Source organism: Nitratireductor sp. XY-223 (assembly GCF_004959855.1).
In the GTDB taxonomy this organism is placed as follows: domain Bacteria; phylum Pseudomonadota; class Alphaproteobacteria; order Rhizobiales; family Rhizobiaceae; genus Hoeflea_A.
The window spans coordinates 321,490-340,951 of record NZ_SPNT01000002.1 but is presented as its reverse complement, the minus strand read 5'-3'; the positions used below and the strand labels follow the sequence as shown (position 1 = coordinate 340,951).

The following is a 19,462-nucleotide window of genomic DNA, read 5'->3' as shown; positions in this document are numbered from 1 at the left end:
CTCGCGATATATTACGTGCGAAAACCGCGGTTTGAATTCTCTGGCAAACAAAAATGCAGGAACCTTCGCGCATGGTCCATTCCGTAACGCGTCGCGGGGTCAACACGCCATCAACCATCCGCTGGACCGGTTCAACCTGACTGGAGATTTGCCGTGAAACTGACTGCGCCAACGAACCTCGTCTTCCTGATATCCCTCATCATCGCCGTACTCGGCATCCTTTCGGGCATAGGCGCCGTCTCGCTGATCTCGATTTCGGCCTTCTGGATGGTCACCATCGGCTACGCCATCCTCGCCGTCGGCTGCCTTCTGAGGGGGCTGTAGGCGGAACGCGCAGTACTGGATCCGAAAAGCGGTCGCTATTTTTCCGTAAACCGGTAGACGCCGTTCCATTCCTCGGGCGGCGCGGCGGCAAAGGCCGCCAGACGGTCGAGATAGGTCTTGTAGAGCCCGCTCAGCACCGGCGGCGCGACTTCCTTCAGCGACCGTGCCTGCTCGTAGGCCGCCTCGAAGTCGCCGGCGCGATAGGTCTCCAGAAACGCCGATTGCGCACCTGTCAGCACCTTCGGGCTGAGCCCGTTGAGCTGGTTCTCGTCGAACACCGTGTGCAGAACCAGCGGCTCCTCCCGGCCGACAACCTGGACGCTGTCCACCTCGAGGACCACCTGCGGTCCCGGCGCAGGCGCGTCTTCCAGCACGGAATCGGCGAGCAGCACCGAGAGGCGGTAGGCCTTGGTGATGCTTTCGATCCGCGCGGCCACGTTCACCGCGTCGCCGATGGCCGAATAGTTGAAACGCTGCATGGAGCCAAGGTTGCCGACACAGCAGGCGCCCGAATTCAGCCCGATGCCGATCCTGATGTCGAAGCCCTTTTCCGCGTTCAGCAGTTCGAGCCGCCTGGTCATGCCGAGGGCCGCCTTCTGGGCGGCGGCCCGGTGGTGCGGAACCGTCAGGGGCGCGTTCCAGAACGCCATGATGGCATCGCCCATATATTTGTCGATCGTCGCGCCGGTCTTCAGCAATTCGTCGGTCATCGGCGTCAGGAATTCGTTGAGGAGCCGCGTCAGGCCCTCCGGATCCAGGTTCTCCGACAGGGAGGTGAAGCCGCGTATGTCGCAGAAGAGCAGCGTCACGTCGCGCAGTTCGCCGCCGAGCTTGAGCGAATGCGGGTCGGTCGACAGCTGGTTGACCATGGCCGGCGAAAGGTAGCGGCCGAAGGCGCCGCGAATGAAGCGCTTTTCCCGTTCGCTGCTGAGATATTGCGCGATGGTGACCGAGACGAAGACCAGCACCACGGCCAGCGACGGCAGCAGCGGGTCGAGCAGCACCTGGCGCGTCGAGAAAAGGTACCAGGACACCGCCAGGATCAACGCAAGCAGCACCAGCGCCGATGTCGTGCCCATGAAGGGCCGCCCGGGCCGAACCGTGAAGATCAGCACCGCGGCGACGAAGATCGCCAGGAAATACTCGACCCCGGGCATATAGTCGGGACGGTTCAGGAAGGTGCCGGAGAGGATTTGATCGATCAGTTCGGCATGGATCGCGACCCCCGGAACCCCGGAGCTCAGGGGCGTTGCCCTGAGATCGTGCAATCCGACGGAACTCGTCCCGATCAACACGATATGTCCGGCGACGCGCGGCTCCAGCGGTCCGGGATCGAACGGCTCGGCCAGCAGCGCCCGGGCCGGCATGCTGCTGTCCGACATTTTGCCGGAATAGTAGACCCACAGATTGCCTTCGCCGTCGGTCGGTGCCTCGAAGGCCCCGATGCGCACACCGACGATCGCCGGCGCGCCGGCTTCGACCTCGCCGCTCGCACCGGTGCTCATCACGACGAAGTTCGAAGCCTGCTGGGCGACGCGAAGCGCCTCGATGCCGAAAGACGGATAGAGCGTGTCGTTGGCGTGGGCCACAAGCGGAACTTTCCGCACGACACCGTCAAGGGTCGGCAGATAATTGATGAACCCGAGCCCTGCGGCCGCCTCGTCGAAGGCGGGGAGACTGAGCACCCCGCCGCTGTACGGCAGGAGGATTTCCTTCGGATCGCGGCCGCCAAAGGCGAAACCGGCCTTCGGATTCGGCAGGTCGGACGAAAAGTCATGCGTCAGCGCGAAACTGGTGATCGTCGGATTGCGGTTGAGGATCTTGGTGAAGATGACATCGTTGTCGAGTTCGGGAATCCCGTTGGGGAACGACACCTCGGCACCGGCTTCGCGCAGGCTCTCCAGCGTCCGGCTGAGCGAGGTGCGGTCCTTCTCGGGAAATGTCACATCGAAGGCGATTGCCGCGGCGCCCAGTTGGCCGAGCCGGTCGACAAGCAGGGCCAGTTGCGAGCGTGGCCATGGCCATTGACCGATTTCGCTGATCGACTGTTCGTCAATGTCGACGATCAGGATCGGTGCGCCGGCCGGTTCGCGCGGCTTGAATCGCTGGTACTCATCGAATATTTGTGTCGTCAGCCGTTCGAACTGACCCTCTCCAAGCGATGCGGCAATGAAAAGCAGCGCCAGGGAAAGAAGACCGGCATAAAATGCCATGAGTTGCGGGGAACGGCTTTTCCAGAAATACAAGTCATTTCCTCTTTTTATTGTTGCCGCAACGGATTCTAACTGACTGAAACACGTGTTTGATTTACAAATGCTCTGAAATCGTCCTACTATATTTCGACGAGGGGCGCATGTTGAGTGGGGACATGCTGAAATTATTGAAGAAAACGGCTTTGTCTACGTTTTTTTCGTTGGCGGTGGTCGTCGCTGCCGGCGCGCAGGATGTCACCTATCAGGACATTCTGGACAATCCCGACGATCTTGAACTCAACTATCTGTACGCCCAGCAGCAGGTTATCAAGGGAGACCTGGAGCAGGCGGCCGCCGCGCTCGAGCGTGTTTTGCTGCTCCAGCCCAACTGGGACAATGCTCGTCTGTTTTACGCGCTTGTGCTCTACCGGCTCGACGATATGGCCGGCGCCAAGCGGGAACTGACGATACTTTCGGACCGGCCCCTGAGCGCCGGCCAGTCCAAGGAAGTCAGAAAATACCTGGCGCTGGCCAGCGCCAAATCAAAGAGCACCCGCCTGACCGGCCGGATCGCGGCCGGGTTTCGGGTCGACAGCAATCCGGATCTGACAACCAGCTCAACGGTCGATCTCAACGGAAACCCGCTCGATACGGATGCCCGGGTCGACGGTGCCTTCACCGCCGGCTCGATGTTGCGCCTCGAGAGCGATTTGCCCGGCGGCACCGGCAGCTACGGTTTCGTCCAGCTCAACACCAACCTCAACGAGCAGTTCAGCGTCAGCGAGGCGGATTACATCACCGGACGCGTCCGCGCGGGCGCCAGCCTGTTTTATGACGACCTTCAGATCACCCCCTATGGCGTAACGCAGCTCCTTGTCCTGGACGGTCAGGTGTACCGGACGGACTACGGCGGCGGCGGCCGTGTGAACTACAGCATCACCCCGCAGGTATCGGTCTTTGCCGCCGGGGAAGGCGTGTTCCAGAACTATGAGGCTGTTTCCACCGATTCGGTCGGCAGCGCCCGCAACGGGTGGCTGGCCAAGGCGACCGGCGGATTCACGGTTCGCCCGACGGAGCGGAACCGGATCACGGCGCGGGTGACGGGCTACTTCAAGGACGCCCGCAACGACAGCTACAGCTACGATGCCATAGAGATCGCGGCGAGCAGTCTTTGGCTGCTCGGTCAGGGCCAGTACATCCTGGCGTCGGCGTCCTATCGCTGGCAGGACTACGATCAGCCCGATCCGACCTATTCGGCCACCGTGACGCGTGAGGACGAGCTGTTCAAAACCCGGCTCGCCTACGGCGTTCCGCTCGACGTCATGCTCGAGAAAATCAATGTGCCGACGGCGGAGGTCACGTCGAATGTCAATTTCCAGGTCGGTGTCAACTACTTGAACCAGGATTCAAACATCCCCAACTTCGTAGCTGACAGCGTTTCGGCCGACATCATGCTGATCAAGCGATTTGCGAATTGAATTTGGCGGGGCGCAGGGAGAGACGGAGAGATGTCATGACCGCCCTATCGAGCCGTTATCTTGCAGTGGCCGTTTTCGCGGTCGCCTCGATCCTTGTCCCGGTGCAGGCCTACGCGGCGGCGAAGATCGGCGTCAGCGCGGCGGTGCGCGGCAAGGTCTTCGTGAAAAGCGGCGAGACCAGCGATCAGCGGCGCGCCAAGGTCGATGAGAGCATCCTGCTGCAGGACGAGGTGCTGACCAAGCAGGAAAGTGCCCTGCAGATCCTGCTGCTCGATCAGTCGGTATTCACCATCGGCGAGAATTGCGAGATGATCATCGACCGCTTCGTCTACGATCCCGACCGGAAGGCCGGGGAGATGAGCGGCACCGTGCTCAAGGGCGCCTTCCGCTTCATGAGCGGCCGCATCGGCAAGGCCAATCCGACGAAAGCCAACATCAACACGCCCGCCGCGACCATCGGCATTCGCGGCACGATGTTCGAGGGCGTGGTCGGTCCGGACGCGATCAAGCTTGCCCAGCTGCTCGGCCTTGCGACCCAGGGCGCCGATCAGCAACGGGCCGTCCTGGTGATCCTGCGCGGACCCGGCCGCAACACCAATTCGCTGTCCAACAACGGCATTATCAGGGTCGGAAACAGCGCCGGCCAGAAGACCATTTCGTCGCCTAACTACGCGGTTTTCGTGCCGGGTCCCGGCCAGCCGCCCATCGGTCCAATCAAGGTGACGCAGGAAGTGCTCGACTATTTCGACTTCTACCTGCGTTCGCTCCCCAACGGCCCGACCTTCGGCAACGACGATAACACCGGAGAAGGACAGTCCGGGCAGGATGCGTTCAACGTTCCGGGCGGCGATTTTCCGCCCCTCAACGACCTTTTCATCGACGAGCTGTTCGACAATCAGTTCGAGGAGCCGGATATCCCCGATTGTAAAGTCAGGGACTGCGACGACTACTACGACATCGAGGGTTAGAGGCCGGCCTTCTCAATCGCACAAGACCATGTCGGTTTTGGGCGCTGATTGCGGCCGCATTTCGTGTTTCGTGTCTCGTTCGGAGACTGCGTTACATGGAGAGATGCGGTGCGGGACTACTCATCATTCGGGCAACTCCTGGCCCATTTGGCGCGACTGTATGAGGGCGAGGGCAGGGCTGGTGGAGACCAGGCCGCCGCGGCCTTGAATGCGGCGGTCTCCAACCTCCCAAAAAACCTCCCGGAACCCTACAATTATCTCCCGGGAATGGCGGAACGGGCGCTTGAACGCGACCCGCACCCGGACGCGCCGATCGTTGCCGCCGCCCTGCCGCTGATCCGCTGGTTCCATGTTTCCGACAGCCTCGGTTCGATCGGAGCGGAGATGGGCGGCCGCATGATGGTCTGCGAATTGCTGGGCCCGAACGGCATGATCTTCAATGACAGGGTGCGCGTCGGCCTGTTCGTGCAGTGCCCGCATCTCGACTATGTCACCCGCAGCCACAGCGCCGAGGAAACCTATATCATTCTGGGCGGAGAGGCGTTCTGGAGCAGCGGCGGGGCGGAACCCGAATTGAAGACGGCCGGCGACATCGTCTTCCATCCCTCCGGCATACCGCACTACAGCGTCACCCGCGAGCAGCCGACCATTGCCGCCTGGCGCTGGTCCGGCGACATCAGTTACGAGGCCTACGCCTGCACCGGCTGATTGTCTTGGATAGGGGTGACCGGAACATTGTCGATCAGCCTGACATCTCCGAGCCATGCAGCTGCGAGCAGCCGCGCCGGCCGATCGAGGCGGTCAAGCGGGCAAAGTCCGTCGTCAGAGCGCAATTCCAGATACTCAACTTCGCGGAAACCGGCATCAAGGAGGGCCTTTCTGCCCGATTCCAGGGTCTCGGCAACCGGTCCACCGACGGACAGCCGCTCTGCAACGGTGTGCAGAACATCGGATTTCGCGGGAGCGGTAAAGCGTTGCGATGCCGATAGCCGAAGATTTCGTGATGACATGGCGAGCCCGTCATCCTCTCGCACCGTCGGGCAGGCGACGATCTCGACGGGTATGTCGAGGTCGCGCACCAGGCGCCGGACAACCTGAAGCTGCTGGTAGTCCTTTTCCCCAAAATAGGCGTGATCCGCACCGGTCTGCAGAAGGAGCTTGGTGACGATGGTGGCGACGCCGTCGAAATGCCCGGGTCGCTGCGTGCCGCACAACCCCTCACTAACCCCGCCCACCGAAATATTGGTGGCGAAACCGTCCGGATAGATCTCCCCGACATGGGGCGCGTAGAGAATATCCACCCCCAGGGGGCGGAGCTTTTCGGCATCCTCTTCCTCGGTTCGCGGATAGTTGGTCAGGTCGTCTGCGTTGTTGAACTGTTTCGGATTCACGAACAATGTGACGATAACACGGTCTGCCTGAGAACGGGCGATGCGTACGAGGCTGAGGTGGCCGTCATGAAAGGCGCCCATTGTCGGCACGACGGCAACGGTTTCACCGTTGCGACGCCACCCGTTAACGACCGCGCGCAAATCGGCGACGGTCCGGATTGTGGCGATACTCATGCCGCGTCTCCCTGATGCACCGGTTGGGCGCGGTCGCCGTAAACATGCTCGGCTGCCGGAAATCGCCCTTCGCGCACTTCTTGCGCATAGCTGGCGATCGCATCGGCGGCGGCTGTGCCGAGTTCTGCGAACGCCTTCACGAATTTCGGACGGAATTCGGCAAACATGCCCAATGCATCCTCCGTCACAAGTATTTGCCCGTCGCAGGCAGGCGATGCCCCGATACCGATTGTCGGTATGGAAATGTCCTTGGTGATCCGGCGCGCCAATGGCTCCGGGACCTTTTCCAGCACGACAGCGAACGCGCCCGCCTCGGCAACCGATGCAGCGTCGTTGCGGACACTGTCTCCGTCTTCGCCGCGTCCCTGCACCCCATAGCCGCCAATGGCGTGCACCGCTTGCGGTGTCAGACCGATATGGGCCACGACCGGGATTCCGCGTGCGGTCAGAAACGCAATGGTCTCGGCCATGGTCTTGCCGCCCTCCAGCTTGATAGCGGCGCAGCCGGTCTCGCGCATGATCCGGGCAGCATTGCAAAATGCCTGTTGCGGTCCTTCTTCATAGGTGCCGAAAGGCATGTCGACGACCATCAATGCGCGTTCCAAACCGCGCCGCACTGCCCTTCCATGCATGATTATCATCTCGAGATCCACGCCAAGCGTCGAAGGCAGGCCATGCAGGACCATTCCGACGCTGTCCCCGACAAGCACCATATCGCAATGGGAATCGACCAGCCTTGCCATTGGCGTCGTATAGGCTGTCAGACACACGAGCGGTGTCGTGCCCTTCTGTTCGCTGAACTGCGGTGGTGTTAACGATCCGGCCCTGACTACAACACTCATCGCGATCCTCCCCAAAGCGTAATCAAAGTGTATGTTGCATTGCACACGCACATTGTGCGGCTGCGAACACTAGTTGCCGGATGTTAGAGTGTCAAATTGGTACGCTCAGCGCAGGGATCGGTTTGGAAACTTGCCCCCGTGGCGGGCGCAGCTATGCCGCTGAAGGCGCCCCGCTCGCACCGCTGTCACGCGATGCACCACGGCGTTCCAGTATGGGATAGGCAACGGAAGTCAGCAGGCTGTTGATCTGCAGCAGGTCGCGGATCATATCGAGGTGGATCTCACTGCTTTCGATGCTTTTGACCGTTCCCTTGCGCAACCGCTCCATGTGCCGGTTGAGGCTCGCCTGTTCAAGCTGACGTACATTCCGTTTTTCCTCCGTCAGCGCGCGTGCCGAGCTGACATCGGCGGATGCCAGAACGTTCAACGCAAGCTGCAGGTTGTCGGCGACACGTGCATGCAGGTCGCGCAACTCGTGCCACCCGTGTTTGGAAAAGGCCAGCTTCCGGGCGCGTTTCTTCTCGGCAAGCGGCAGGAGGTTTTTTACCGTGATGTCGCCGATCTGCTCGAGCCGGATGCAAAACCACATGAGCTCATTGCAGCGCTGCTTCTCCTCCTCGGACAGGTCGTGGCGGCCGACCTCGGTAAGGTAGCGCTTGATATTTGCGTGCAGTTGATCGACCTCGTCGTCGAGCCCTGCGATCTGCTCGATGGTCTTGCGGTCACCGTCGGAAAAGGCCTCAAAGGCCTCCTGCAGCATGATCGTCACGGTGTCGCTCATTCTCAGGATTTCGCGCAGGGCTCCCGTGATGGCTTGCTTCGGTTGAAGCATGTTTCGCGGATCGAGCGAGGTCGTTTGGTTGATGTCCGATGACTCACCCTCGCGATCGGACTGCCCGGCCGCCGGCCGCAAGGTCTCGATCAGACGGATAACGGGCCCGACCAGGGGCAGTCCGACGACAACCACTGCGGCGTTGACCGCGATATGCGCGCCGACGACAACCGCTGCCGGCGAAGTCCCGGAAAAAATGGCATCGGCGTCGATCCACCGCAGCGCGATCACACCGGCCACCGCCAGCGCAGCGCGCAGTACGAAGTTGGCGACCGGGACGGTGGATGCCGGAGGTTCCAGTGTTCGGGTCAGCAGCGTGGCAATGATGCCGCTCCCCAGATTGATCCCCAGAAGCAGGACCAGTGCCAGACCGATCGGCACGATATCGGCGGCGCACAGCGATGCAAGCAGCAGCACGGCCGCGACACCCGAATGCATGAGCCAGGTCAGCAGCGCGGCCAGCAGAAAGGCTGTAATCGGGTCCTCCCTGAGAAAATCGATGACCAGCGGCAGCAGCCGGCTTTCCTTCAGCGGCTGGGACGCTTCTCCAAGGAGGCGCAGGGCGAGCAGCATCAGCGCGATGCCGATGACGATCCGCCCCGCCTGCCGCACGCTGCGGCGTTCCCCGGTCAGGAACGTCGTGACACCGGCTACGAGCAGAACGGGAACGAGGAGCGACAGGTCGAGCGACAGGATGCGCACGACCAGCGCCGACCCCAGATCCGCACCGAGCAGGATCGACAGGCCGACCGGCGCCGTCATCAGACCGCTGGTCAGCGCGCCGGTGACGAGCAGCGCTACGGCAGTGGAGCCCTGCAGGCCGACCGCGAGGACCATTCCGGATCCGGCTGCGCCCAGCCGTGTCGCCGCTGCGTGTTCAAGGAACTGGCGCAACCGCGCACCGTGCGCGCGGTCGACGCCGGTGCGCACCATTCTGGCCGCCCAAAGCAGCAGAGCCACCGCACCGGCGATATTCAAGAGTGTAACTGAGCCTGACATTTGGATACTCACAGATCTGCACACGTGCAGATGTTGCCTTTCAACATGGTCTCAAACGACGAGATTTTCGGAAGTTACAGTCAGGTAGTGCACACAGTGCGCTTTTTTGCAACAAAAAAGACCTGCGCCACCCGAATAATCGGAGGAATTATAACAATAAAAATAAATAGCCGGCTTTATAGCTAGATTTTATAGTGTAATGGCGGTGGTTTGGCGGGTCCGGGCGGATTACGGACTGCTTGCGCTATCGCGATTCAGCCTCGGAAAAGCACGAAAGTGCCTGTTTGGCCGCCCGGACAGCGTTGCCATCGGCCGCGATGAGCGATTCGCTCGCCGAAAATCCGAGGGCGGGTATGGCCGGATCGAACTGCCGCGTGGCGCGGCTGAAGGAGCCGTGGATATCGCGTACGCCCGTCTGTTCGACGATTTTCGCGACATTGCCGGCATTGATGCCGCCGCCCGCCATGATCGACAGCCGGCTATCAGCGTACTCGACACAGCGGCGGATTTCCTCGATCCCGGCAGGCGCGGAATGGGCGCCGCCCGAGGTCAGTATGCGTTCGATCCCGAGATCAGCCGCAATGTCGATGGCAAGCACCCTGTCGTCAACCAGATCGAAGACGCGGTGCAAGGTGACGAAGAGACCGTCGGCGGCATCGACGAGCGCCTCGACGGATGTCTCGTCAAGCCGGCCGCCGGCTCCCGCTCCGATGACGATACCGGCAAGACCCACCTCGCGGCAGGCCTGTACATCGTCGATCATCTGATCGACTTCGCCTCGGCTGTAGTCGAAATCTCCGGCGCGCGGCCGGATCAGGGCATGAACGGGCACAGAGACATCCGCCGCCGCCATCATGAAGCCGGCACAGGGTGTCAGTCCTCCAAGCTCCAGCGCCGAGCACAGTTCAATCCGGTCTGCGCCCGCGTCGGCCGCCGTGCGCAGGGACTCCAGATTGTCGACGCAGACTTCAAGGCTGATCGTGCTCATTCGGTCCCCCCGCTTCCCTCAGAAGCTGTGCATAGATGCCCCAAAGGCCGCCGTTCTGGCCAGTCTGTCCCTTGACGACCAGCGGCTCGGGCCTTGGCTGCAGGATTTTGCGCTGCACTTCACCGTTTATAACTGACAGAAGGGCAGGTGCATTGGACAAGCCGCCGCCGACCGGCACGATACGCGCGCCCGTGATATTGAGGGTCAGCGCCAGCGCGTCGCTCAGCAGCGAAACATAGGAGGCGACGGTCGCGGCACAGCCGGTGTCGCCGTCGGCCCAGCCGTCGATGATGGCCTTGCTGTCGCGCATCGGGTTTCCGGCGGCCGCATGCATGGCCTCGAGACCGCGTGCGCCGCCGATTGTGTTGATGCAGCCCTTTTGCCCGCAGGCGCAGGCGAATTGCGGCACGAACCCCGGCAAGGACGGGTCTTGTTTCTGGATGAACGGTCCATGGCCCCACTCGCCGGCGGTGCCGCCGAATCCGCGAAGCAGCGCGCCGCGATAGACCTGCGCGCCGCCGACGCCGGTGCCGAGAATGATCGCGAAGACATTGTCGAAGGCGCGCCCCGCGCCGAATGTGGCTTCGGCCATGGCGAAGCAGTCGGCATCGTTTTCGACGCGAATTGCCTGTCCCATCGGCCCGCCGAGCCGCGCCTTCAGCGCTGCCGCGAGGTCGGAGGCGAAGTCGACGCTTGCCAGGAACGGCAGTTGCGCCGCGTGGACGGAGCCGTTGTCGGCGTCGATGCTGCCGGCAATGGAGACACCGAGGCGATCCTGCGGTGCGAAGCCGTTTGTCTCCAGGAACGCGGCGGTTCGGTCCACGAACGCACCGTATTCCGGGGGCGTTGCGATCGTGCCGACCTCTTCAAGGCCGTCGCCGTTGCCGGTTCCCAGCTTGATGAACGATCCGCCGATATCGAGGCAGTAAATCTTTTTCATCTGGATTGGAACCTAGCCCGGCATGCCGCCGACATTGGACAACAGTTCGGCGACATTCGATGCGCCCAGCTTCTTCAGCAGCCGGGCCCGGTAGGCTTCCACCGTGCGCGGCGAGATTTCGAGGATCCGGGCAATATCCTTGCTCGTGCGTCCTTCGCCGAGATGCATGACGATCTGGCGTTCACGCATGGTCAGCGCGATCACCGGTCGTTCGTGCGACAGGTCCGCCATGCTCCAGACGGCGTGGGCGAGGGGCTCGTCGCGGGTCAGCGAGTTGCCCCGCACCCGGCACCAGAAGAGCGATCCGTCGCGGCGCGCCATGATGCGCTCGTCCGAATAGCGACCGGTATCGCGCAGTGGCTGCAGGCCGATATTGCCGATCTTCACGAACTCGTCGAGCGACGGGTAGAGGATCGCGAACGACTGGTCGCGCAGTTCGTCGCCCTCGTATCCGAACATCGCGGCAAAGGCCTTGTTGTAGAACCGGATAATCCGGTGCTGGGTCATCACGATGCCGACCGGCGCTTCGTTGAAGGCCATTTCGAGCATGGCCTGCGGTTCCATCGGGGAGTGCGGCGGTATCATGGGACAGTCGCTGTACTACGGTTTTCCTTGAGGTCTGGCTATTCGGTTACCGACCGGTCGGGTTTTGTTGGCGGATATATTGTGTTTTCAGCATGTGTCTCGATCAGTTTCGGGTCGAAAAACTTGAGGAGAAACAAAAACTTGCACGCGGACTGCCGAATTGCGGCACCGTTTGGATCAAGGCGTATATTCCATCGCGATTCAACCCCTGACGGTAGCGTATTTCTACCATCTTGATCGCCGAGCGCCAAACACGGGATAATGGGCCATCCATCGCACAGAAGGTCCGGCGATACACGAACCCCGTTCACGCAAGAACCGGGGACGACGGCGTATTGTTGCCGGTCCGGGAGGAGGAGAAGCATGAAGAAACTGGTTTCCACCCTGGCCGTGGCCACGGCGCTGTCGCTTGCAGGCATCGCATCCGCCGCGGACGGTCCCGTCAAGATCGCGCTTGTCCACGGTCTGTCGGGCTCAACGTTCGAGGCCTTTTCGAAACAGAGCCACACGGGTTTCAAACTCGGCCTCGAATACGCAACCGGCGGCACGATGAAGATCAACGGCCACGACATCGAAATCATCGAGAAGGACACGCAGTTCAAGCCCGATGTGGCGCGCGCCGTGCTCGCCGAGGCCTATGGCGACGATGACGTGCTGATCGCCGTCGGCGGGACCTCGTCGGGCGTCACCAAGGGCATGCTGCCGATCGCCGAGGAGTATGAGCGCATCCTCCTCGTCGAGCCGGCGGTCGCTGATTCGCTGACCGGGCCGGATTCCAACCGCTACGTCTTCAAGACGTCGCGCAATTCGTCCATGGATATGCAGGCCCAGGCGCTGGCGCTGAAGCCCGGACCCGACCTGCACGTGGCGACGCTGGCCGAGGACTACGCCTTCGGCAAAGACGGCATCGCCGCCTTCAAGAAGGCCCTGGAAGGCTCCGGTGCGACCATCGTCGCCGAGGAATATGTGCCGCTGAAGACGACGGACTTCACCGCCGCCGCCGAGCGCATGTTCGCCGCGCTCAAGGACAAGGACGGCCGCAAGGTCATCCTGATCTACGTTGCCGGCGGCGGCGATCCGATGGGCAAGATCAAGGCGATGCAGCCCGAGCGCTACGACATCGAGATTTCGACCGGCGGTCATATCCTTCCGGTCCTGCCGACCTACAAGCGCGTCCCCGGCATGGAAGGAGCGATCTACTACTATTTCGAGAACCCGGACAATCCGATCAACGACTGGCTCGTCGAGGAGCACAACAAGCGCTTCGGCTCGCCTCCGGACTTCTTTACCGCCGGTGGCATGGCGGCCGGCCTTGCCGTCGCCAAGGCGCTGCAGAGCACCGACGACTGGGACACCGAAAGCCTGATCGAGACCATGGAAGGCATGTCCTGGGACACGCCCAAGGGTCAGATGACCTTCCGTCCGGAAGATCACCAGGCGCTGCAATCCATGTACCATTTCAAGATCAAGGTCGATGACGCTGTCGACTGGGCCATTCCGGAGCTCGTCCGCGAGATCAAGGCGGGCGAGATGGAGATCCCGGTCGGCCGCAACAACCAGGAATAGGGTCTCGCGCCCGGAGCCTTTCCGCTGCCGCCCGCGCGGGGTGGGAAGGTTCCGGACACGCCCTGTCCGCTGCGCCGGAACGGGGCCCGCGGGCCTGACTCTGTTATCCTGACATCTGCTATCCTGCACATGAGTGAGACAACGGTAGACGCCATGACCTCCGTATCATTGCGCACAGAGGACCTGACCATCCGTTTTGGCGGCCATGCCGCGGTCAATGGGGTGACCTGCGCATTCACGGCCGGTGAGCTGACGGTCATCGTCGGCCCCAACGGCGCCGGCAAGACAACCTATTTCAACCTGATTTCCGGGCAGTTGCGCCCGTCCGCAGGCCGCATCGTAAAGGGCGACCGCGACATCACTGCGCTCAGCGCCTCGGCGCGCGCCAAGTCGGGCATCGGCCGCGCCTTTCAGCTCACCAACCTGTTTCCCCAGCTTTCGGTCCTGGAGAACGTGCGCCTCGCGGTGCAGGCACAGCACGGGCTCGGACCGGTCATCCTGCGCAGCGCGCGGTCCTTCTCGAACCTGCGCGACGAGGCCTATTCCTATCTGGAGGCAACCCGCCTGCAGGCCGCCGCCGGGCTTCCCGTGACGGCGTTGCCCCATGGTGACCAGCGCAAGCTGGAGATCGCGCTGCTGCTGGCGCTCAAGCCCGACATCTTCATGTTCGACGAGCCGACCGCCGGCATGTCCGTCGACGAGGCGCCGGTCATTCTCGAACTGATCGAGGAGATCAGGAAGGACACCGAAAAGACCGTCCTTTTGGTCGAGCACAAGATGGACGTCGTTCGGTCCCTCGCCGACCGCATCATCGTCCTGCACAACGGCGAGCTGGTCGCGGACGGCAATCCCGACGAGGTCATCGCGCTGCCCCTGGTGCGCGACATCTATCTCGGCATGCCGGCGGAGGATGCGGTATGACCGACCCGATCCTGGAACTTGCGGGCGTCAGCACCGATATCGCCCAGTATCACATCCTGCACGACGTTTCGCTGAGCGTGCCGGAGGGCGGCGTTCACGTGCTCCTGGGCCGCAATGGCGCCGGCAAGACGACCACGCTGCGCACCATCATGGGCCTGTGGCAGGCGCGGGCCGGCGCGATCCGCTTCCGCGGCGACGACATTGCCGCGCTGCACACCAGCGATATCGCCCGCAAGGGCATCGCCTTCGTGCCCGAGAACATGGGCATTTTCGGCGGCCTGACGGTGGAGGAGAACATGCGCCTCGCCACCCATGACGGCAGTTTCGACCGCGACAGGCTCGGCCGCATCTACGCCCTGTTTCCGGCGCTCGAGACATTCTGGACGAAATCCGCCTGGTCGCTCTCCGGCGGCCAGAAGCAGATGCTGGCGATCGCCCGGGCGATCATCGAAAAGCGCGACCTCATCCTCATTGATGAGCCGACCAAAGGTCTCGCGCCGGCGATCATCCTCTCCATGGTCGATGCCTTTCGCGAGATCGCCAGGGAAACGACGATCCTGCTCGTCGAGCAGAATTTCCTCTTTGCCAAATCGCTGGGCCAGACGGTGGCCGTCATCGACGACGGGCGCATCGCCCACACCGGAACGATGGCCGAACTCGTAGAGGACGCGGCGTTGCAGACACGGCTGCTCAGCCTGTCGCTCGATGCGCATCAGTAAGGGACTGTTATGGAATCCTTCAATTCGGTATTCGAACGCTTCGGAGGCATCAATCTTCTGCCCGCCATCCTCGCGCTGATCGCGTTCGTGCTGATCGGCTCGCCCTCCACCTGGGTCACATTGACGGTGGCGGGGCTCGCCATGGGTATGATGATCTTCCTGATGGCCTCCGGGCTGAGCCTCGTCTTCGGGCTCATGGATGTGCTCAATTTCGGCCACTCGGCCTTCGTCTCCTTCGGCGCCTTCATCGCCGCATCCGTCCTGGCGGCACTCGCCGCCTGGGTTGCCGCCGACAGCGTCATTCTCAATCTCGCTGCCCTTTTCCTTGCCATCGCCGCGGCGGCGCTGTTCGGGCTGATCGCCGGATGGGCCTTCGAGAAGGTCATCATCAAGCCGGTCTACCGCGATCACCTGCGCCAGATCCTGATCACCATGGGCGCGCTGATCGTTGCCGAGCAGATCATCCTGGCGATCTGGGGCGGTTCGCCGATCTCGGTGCCGCGGCCGCATTTCCTGTCCGGCTCGCTGATCATCGGCGATGTCTCCATAGAGCTCTACCGGCTGTTCGCGTTCGCGCTCGGGCTCGTCGCCTATGTCGCGCTCTACGTGATCCTCAACCGCACGCGTGTCGGCCTGCTGGTGCGCGCCGGCGTTGAAAACCGCGAAATGGTCGAGGCGCTCGGGTTTCGCATCGACCGGCTGTTTGTCGGCGTCTTCGTGCTCGGCTCGGCACTGGCCGCGATCGGCGGCGCCATGTGGGCCGGTTACGAGACGCTGATCACCGCCGCCATCGGCTCGGAAATGATGATCATCGTGTTCATCGTCATCATCATCGGCGGGTTGGGCTCCATCGAGGGATCGCTGCTCGGCGCGCTGATGGTCGGGCTGATGGGCAACTACGTGGCGTTCCTGGCGCCGAAAATGGCGCTGGCCTCCAACATGATCCTGATGATGGCGATCCTGTTGTGGCGGCCCTACGGCTTGCGGCCGGCGGTCAAATAGGGGCGGACCATGAGCGACATTGCCATCGACACAACCACAGACGCCGCCCGCGGCCGCACCGGAAGGCTGATCGTCTACGCCATCATCGGCGTCATCGGCATCTGCCTGTTCCTCGCGCCCTTCCTGTTTCCGGATGTGCGCAGCCAGGAGGTTGCAGCGCGCATCTGCATCTTCATCGTGCTCGTTGCCAGCTACGATCTGCTGATCGGCTATACCGGCATCGTCTCCTTCGCCCACACCATGTTCTTCGGTCTCGGCGCCTATGGCACGGCCATCGCGCTGAAACTGATGGGTCCCGGCTGGGACGCGATCCTCCTCGGCGGCGCGCTCGGCCTCATCGTCTCCCTCATCCTGGCGGCGCTGGTCGGGCTTTTGTCCCTGCGCGTCAAGGCGATCTTCTTCGCCATGGTCACGCTCGCGGCCGCCTCCGTGATGGCGGTGATGGCGAGCCAGTTTTCCGATTTCACCGGCGGCGAGGACGGCATCATCTACAAGGTGCCGAAGCTCTTCTCGCCGGCGACCAAGCTCCTGACCGACGAGGACGGCAAGGTGCTGCGCATCTTCGGCGCCAAGGCCAACGGCAAGATGGCGGCCTACTACTTCGTCTTCTTCGGATCGCTCGTTCTTTACCTGATCATGCTGCGCATCGTCGCCTCGCCGCTGGGCACGGTCCTCGAGGCCATTCGCGAGAACGAGATGCGGGCCGAGGCGCTCGGCTACCGCGTGGTGCTGTACCGCACGGCCATCTTCTGCATCGCCGCGCTGATCGCCGCCGCCGCCGGTATTTTGAGGGCTGTCTGGCTGAAATACACGGGCCCGGAAACCTCGCTCTCCTTCGCCATCATGATCGATATCCTGCTCATGGTGGTCATCGGCGGCATGGGCACCATGACCGGCGCCATCATCGGCGCCACGCTCATGAGCCTGGCCCAGTTCTACCTGAAGGACCTGATGGAGGTGGCGTCCGAGGCGACGGCGGGCATTCCGCTGCTGCCGGATCTGCTGGCCCCCGACCGCTGGCTGCTGTGGCTCGGCGTCCTCTTCATCCTGCTGGTCTATTTCTTCCCGGCCGGCATCGTCGGAACACTCAACAAAAAGGGCGGGCACCCATGACTGAGCGGCGTTCAGTGTATATCGAGGCCGGCGGTCACGAACTGCATGTCAGCGAGTGGGGGGACCCGGAAAGGCCCTTCGTCATGATGTGGCACGGTCTTGCCCGCAACGGCCGCGATTTCGACGAGGTCGCCGCCGTGCTTTCGAAGGACTATTTCGTCGTCTGCCCCGATACGATCGGCCGCGGCCTTTCGAGCTGGTCTAAAAACGGCGGCGCCGACTACAGCCTTCCGGTCTATGGCCGGAACGCCGTCGCGATCCTCGACCATTACGGCGCCGACCGCTTGCGCTGGGTCGGCACCTCCATGGGCGCGCTGATCGGCATCCGCCTGGCCGCCGAGGCCCTGCGGGGCCGCATGAGCCATCTTGTCATCAACGACATCGGCCCCGACATTCCGCTGGAGGCGCGCCGGCGCATCGCCGACTATGTGGGCAGGCCGCCGGTCTTCGATACCGTGGTCGAGATGGAGGACTGGCTGCGCACCAGCTACGTGCCGTTCGGCGAAAACCCGGATTCCTTCTGGCGCCGGCTGATCGACGCTTCCGTGCGCCGCAACGATGCCGGCCGCATGACCGTGCACTACGATCCGCTGATTGCTTCGCAATTCACCACCCACAAATCCGACCTGGATGTCTGGCCGCAATATGATGCGATCGAGGCGAAGACCCTGCTGGTCCGCGGCGCCGTCTCGGACGTGCTGCCGAAGCCGGTTGCCGACGACATGCGCGCCCGCGGCCCCCGGCCGGACTATTTCGAGATCCCCGGCGTCGGCCACGCGCCGACCTTCGTCGACGTCGAACAGCAGCGGATCCTGATGGCGTTCCTGGAGAGCTGATCAGGCCGGTTTCGCGGTTTCAGGCCCCGAGTGCGCTTCGGCGGTTGCCGAAAGACCGGTCAGGAATTGCCCGATCGCACGGTTGACCTCTTGCGGCGTCTCGATTGTCGATGAATGGCCCGCGCCTGCGATCCGCACAAGGCTTGATCCCGCGATAGCCCGGTGCATCTTCTCGGAGTGCTCCGGCACCGTCGCGACGTCTTCCTCCCCGACGATGATGAGGACGGGCATGTCGATCCGGCCGATCTCCTCGGCAACACCGGCGCGGTCGACGACGCCTTTGACCGCCCTTGTAATGCCGATACGGTCGTTGGCGGCCAGGCGCTCGCGCCAAAGCGCTTTATCTTGCCTCCGGTCCGGATCGTTCAGGAAAGTCTGTCCGAACATGATCGGCATGACTTGTCCAACGACCAGTCTCAGGCCGAACCACCGTGCGATGAAGTTGAGTAGCCGGTAACGCGGCACGTTCGACTTATCCTCCGGCTCAGCCGACGTTTCGATGAGGGTGAGGGAACGCAGCAGTTCCGGACGCCGCGCCGCGAGACGCATCCCGACGAACCCGCCCATGGACAGGCCGACAAAGTGGCAGGGCGCGACGCCGAGGGATTCAATCAGGCCGGCCGCGTCCTCGGCCAGCGTTTCCATGTCGTAGCCGCTTTCGGTCACGGCGCTTTTGCCTTGCCCCCTGTGGTCGAACGCGATGCAGCGGTAGCTGCCTTTCAGCGCTTCGATTTGCGCGGCGAACATATCCGCGCTCATAAGCAGCCCGTGCGAGAAAACCACCGTCTCGGCGCCGGCCCCTTCGTCCAGATAGTGAATATTCGCGCCGTTGATTTGCGCATAGGGCATGACCCACCTCCAACGCGAGCATAGCACGGCCGGCGAAAGCGGCGTAACGGTTGCTTTCGAACGCGTTTGACAGCCGAAAGCCGCACCTGTTTGATGGCACTGTCGAGCGAGCTTGGATAGCGATGTCCCTCTACAGCCGTTTTATTCTGCCGCGGATGATCAATGCATCATGTTCAACCAAACCGGTCATGAAGCAGCGGGAGAAGATCGTTCCGCTCGCAAAGGGCCGCGTGCTGGAGATCGGCGTCGGGGGCGGACTGAACTTTCCTTACCTCGACCGTGACCGGGTCGATTGCGTGTTCGGCCTCGATTCCTCTGCCGCAATGATGGATGGCGCCATAAGGAATTCGGCAAAGACGGGCATTGAGTTCAAGCCGCTGGTTCTGGACGCGGCGCAAATTCCGTTGGACACGGATGATGTGGACACCGTCCTCGTCACCTACACCCTGTGCAGCATCGACGCGCTGGGTTCCGCGCTCACAGAAATGCGCAGGGTGCTCAAGCCGACCGGTCGGCTGCTGTTTTGCGAACACGGCGCTGCGCCGGACAGAAACGTGAAAACCTGGCAGAAACGGCTGACGCCGCTGTGGCGGCGCATCGGCGGCGGCTGCCGCCTCGACCGCGATCTGCCCGCCGAAATCCGCAATGCCGGATTTCGCATAACGTCGCTGGAGCAGATGTATCTTCCCGGAACGGCGCGCATCTTCGGCTACAACAGCTGGGGCGTGGCCACGCTCTAGCTG

Annotated in this window: 19 protein-coding genes; 11 read left to right on the top strand and 8 right to left on the bottom strand. The window is 62.6% G+C overall.

Translation table 11 applies throughout. The features are described from left to right. Positions 1 to 153 precede the first annotated feature (153 nt). Complete coding sequence (locus E4M07_RS29050) at positions 154 to 324, top strand: hypothetical protein (protein ID WP_169054130.1); 171 nt, start codon at positions 154 to 156, stop codon at positions 322 to 324. Positions 325 to 359: 35 nt separating this feature from the next. Here the strand turns inward: E4M07_RS29050 and E4M07_RS08190 are convergent, their stop codons facing one another. Next, positions 360 to 2,570, bottom strand: a complete 2,211-nt coding sequence (locus tag E4M07_RS08190) for an adenylate/guanylate cyclase domain-containing protein (RefSeq protein WP_136657824.1) — start codon at positions 2,568 to 2,570, stop codon at positions 360 to 362. A gap of 149 nt (positions 2,571 to 2,719) precedes the next feature. Here E4M07_RS08190 and E4M07_RS08185 point away from each other — a divergent pair, with 149 nt between their 5' ends. From E4M07_RS08185 to E4M07_RS08175, 3 genes are all read left to right on the top strand, one after another. Next, positions 2,720 to 3,994, top strand: a complete 1,275-nt coding sequence (locus tag E4M07_RS08185; protein ID WP_169054129.1) for a tetratricopeptide repeat protein — start codon at positions 2,720 to 2,722, stop codon at positions 3,992 to 3,994. 35 nt (positions 3,995 to 4,029) lie between these two features. After that, positions 4,030 to 4,962 carry a FecR domain-containing protein gene (locus tag E4M07_RS08180; RefSeq protein WP_136657822.1) on the top strand — a complete coding sequence of 311 codons (933 nt, stop codon included), beginning with the start codon at positions 4,030 to 4,032 and terminating at the stop codon, positions 4,960 to 4,962. Positions 4,963 to 5,070: 108 nt separating this feature from the next. Continuing rightward, on the top strand, positions 5,071 to 5,670 hold the full coding sequence (locus E4M07_RS08175) for a dimethylsulfonioproprionate lyase family protein (protein WP_136657821.1): 600 nt from the start codon (positions 5,071 to 5,073) through the stop codon (positions 5,668 to 5,670). Here E4M07_RS08175 and panC read toward each other — a convergent pair. The 6 genes from panC to E4M07_RS08145 form a co-directional block, all read right to left on the bottom strand. Beyond that, on the bottom strand, positions 5,652 to 6,527 hold the full coding sequence (gene panC / locus E4M07_RS08170) for a pantoate--beta-alanine ligase (protein WP_136657820.1): 876 nt from the start codon (positions 6,525 to 6,527) through the stop codon (positions 5,652 to 5,654). The two genes, E4M07_RS08175 and panC, sit on opposite strands and share 19 nt — an antisense overlap. After that, entirely contained in the window at positions 6,524 to 7,369 is an 846-nt protein-coding gene (gene panB, locus E4M07_RS08165) for a 3-methyl-2-oxobutanoate hydroxymethyltransferase (protein ID WP_136657819.1), read from the bottom strand. Before panB ends, panC begins: the two co-directional genes overlap by 4 nt. A gap of 151 nt (positions 7,370 to 7,520) precedes the next feature. Next, positions 7,521 to 9,200 carry a Na/Pi cotransporter family protein gene (locus E4M07_RS08160; protein WP_136657818.1) on the bottom strand — a complete coding sequence of 560 codons (1,680 nt, stop codon included), beginning with the start codon at positions 9,198 to 9,200 and terminating at the stop codon, positions 7,521 to 7,523. Between the two features lie 244 nt (positions 9,201 to 9,444). Further along, positions 9,445 to 10,188 (bottom strand): copper homeostasis protein CutC, encoded by a 744-nt coding sequence (locus tag E4M07_RS08155; protein ID WP_136657817.1) that lies wholly within the window; start codon positions 10,186 to 10,188, stop codon positions 9,445 to 9,447. Beyond that, entirely contained in the window at positions 10,169 to 11,128 is a 960-nt protein-coding gene (locus E4M07_RS08150) for an ROK family protein (RefSeq protein WP_136657816.1), read from the bottom strand. The genes E4M07_RS08155 and E4M07_RS08150 overlap by 20 nt, the downstream gene beginning before the upstream one ends. A gap of 12 nt (positions 11,129 to 11,140) precedes the next feature. Continuing rightward, positions 11,141 to 11,713, bottom strand: a complete 573-nt coding sequence (locus E4M07_RS08145; RefSeq protein ID WP_206057203.1) for a LuxR C-terminal-related transcriptional regulator — start codon at positions 11,711 to 11,713, stop codon at positions 11,141 to 11,143. A gap of 363 nt (positions 11,714 to 12,076) precedes the next feature. On the opposite strand from E4M07_RS08145, the gene E4M07_RS08140 reads away from it, so the two are divergent. The 6 genes from E4M07_RS08140 to E4M07_RS08115 all read left to right on the top strand — a co-directional run bounded on the left by E4M07_RS08140 (position 12,077) and on the right by E4M07_RS08115 (position 17,870). After that, complete coding sequence (locus E4M07_RS08140) at positions 12,077 to 13,279, top strand: substrate-binding domain-containing protein (protein ID WP_136657815.1); 1,203 nt, start codon at positions 12,077 to 12,079, stop codon at positions 13,277 to 13,279. 153 nt (positions 13,280 to 13,432) lie between these two features. Further along, entirely contained in the window at positions 13,433 to 14,200 is a 768-nt protein-coding gene (locus tag E4M07_RS08135) for an ABC transporter ATP-binding protein (RefSeq protein ID WP_136657814.1), read from the top strand. Then, positions 14,197 to 14,919 (top strand): ABC transporter ATP-binding protein, encoded by a 723-nt coding sequence (locus E4M07_RS08130; protein WP_136657813.1) that lies wholly within the window; start codon positions 14,197 to 14,199, stop codon positions 14,917 to 14,919. The genes E4M07_RS08135 and E4M07_RS08130 overlap by 4 nt, the downstream gene beginning before the upstream one ends. 9 nt (positions 14,920 to 14,928) lie before the next feature. Further along, positions 14,929 to 15,921 (top strand): branched-chain amino acid ABC transporter permease, encoded by a 993-nt coding sequence (locus E4M07_RS08125; protein WP_136657812.1) that lies wholly within the window; start codon positions 14,929 to 14,931, stop codon positions 15,919 to 15,921. 9 nt (positions 15,922 to 15,930) lie between these two features. Beyond that, positions 15,931 to 17,034, top strand: a complete 1,104-nt coding sequence (locus E4M07_RS08120) for a branched-chain amino acid ABC transporter permease (RefSeq protein ID WP_136657811.1) — start codon at positions 15,931 to 15,933, stop codon at positions 17,032 to 17,034. Further along, positions 17,031 to 17,870, top strand: coding sequence for an alpha/beta hydrolase (locus E4M07_RS08115; RefSeq protein WP_136657810.1), 840 nt, complete (start codon positions 17,031 to 17,033; stop codon positions 17,868 to 17,870). Before E4M07_RS08120 ends, E4M07_RS08115 begins: the two co-directional genes overlap by 4 nt. Here E4M07_RS08115 and E4M07_RS08110 read toward each other — a convergent pair whose 3' ends face one another. After that, complete coding sequence (locus tag E4M07_RS08110) at positions 17,871 to 18,719, bottom strand: alpha/beta hydrolase (protein ID WP_136657809.1); 849 nt, start codon at positions 18,717 to 18,719, stop codon at positions 17,871 to 17,873. Positions 18,720 to 18,907: 188 nt separating this feature from the next. On the opposite strand from E4M07_RS08110, the gene E4M07_RS08105 reads away from it, so the two are divergent. Beyond that, complete coding sequence (locus E4M07_RS08105) at positions 18,908 to 19,459, top strand: class I SAM-dependent methyltransferase (protein ID WP_206057202.1); 552 nt, start codon at positions 18,908 to 18,910, stop codon at positions 19,457 to 19,459. The last annotated feature ends 3 nt before the right edge of the window (positions 19,460 to 19,462 follow it).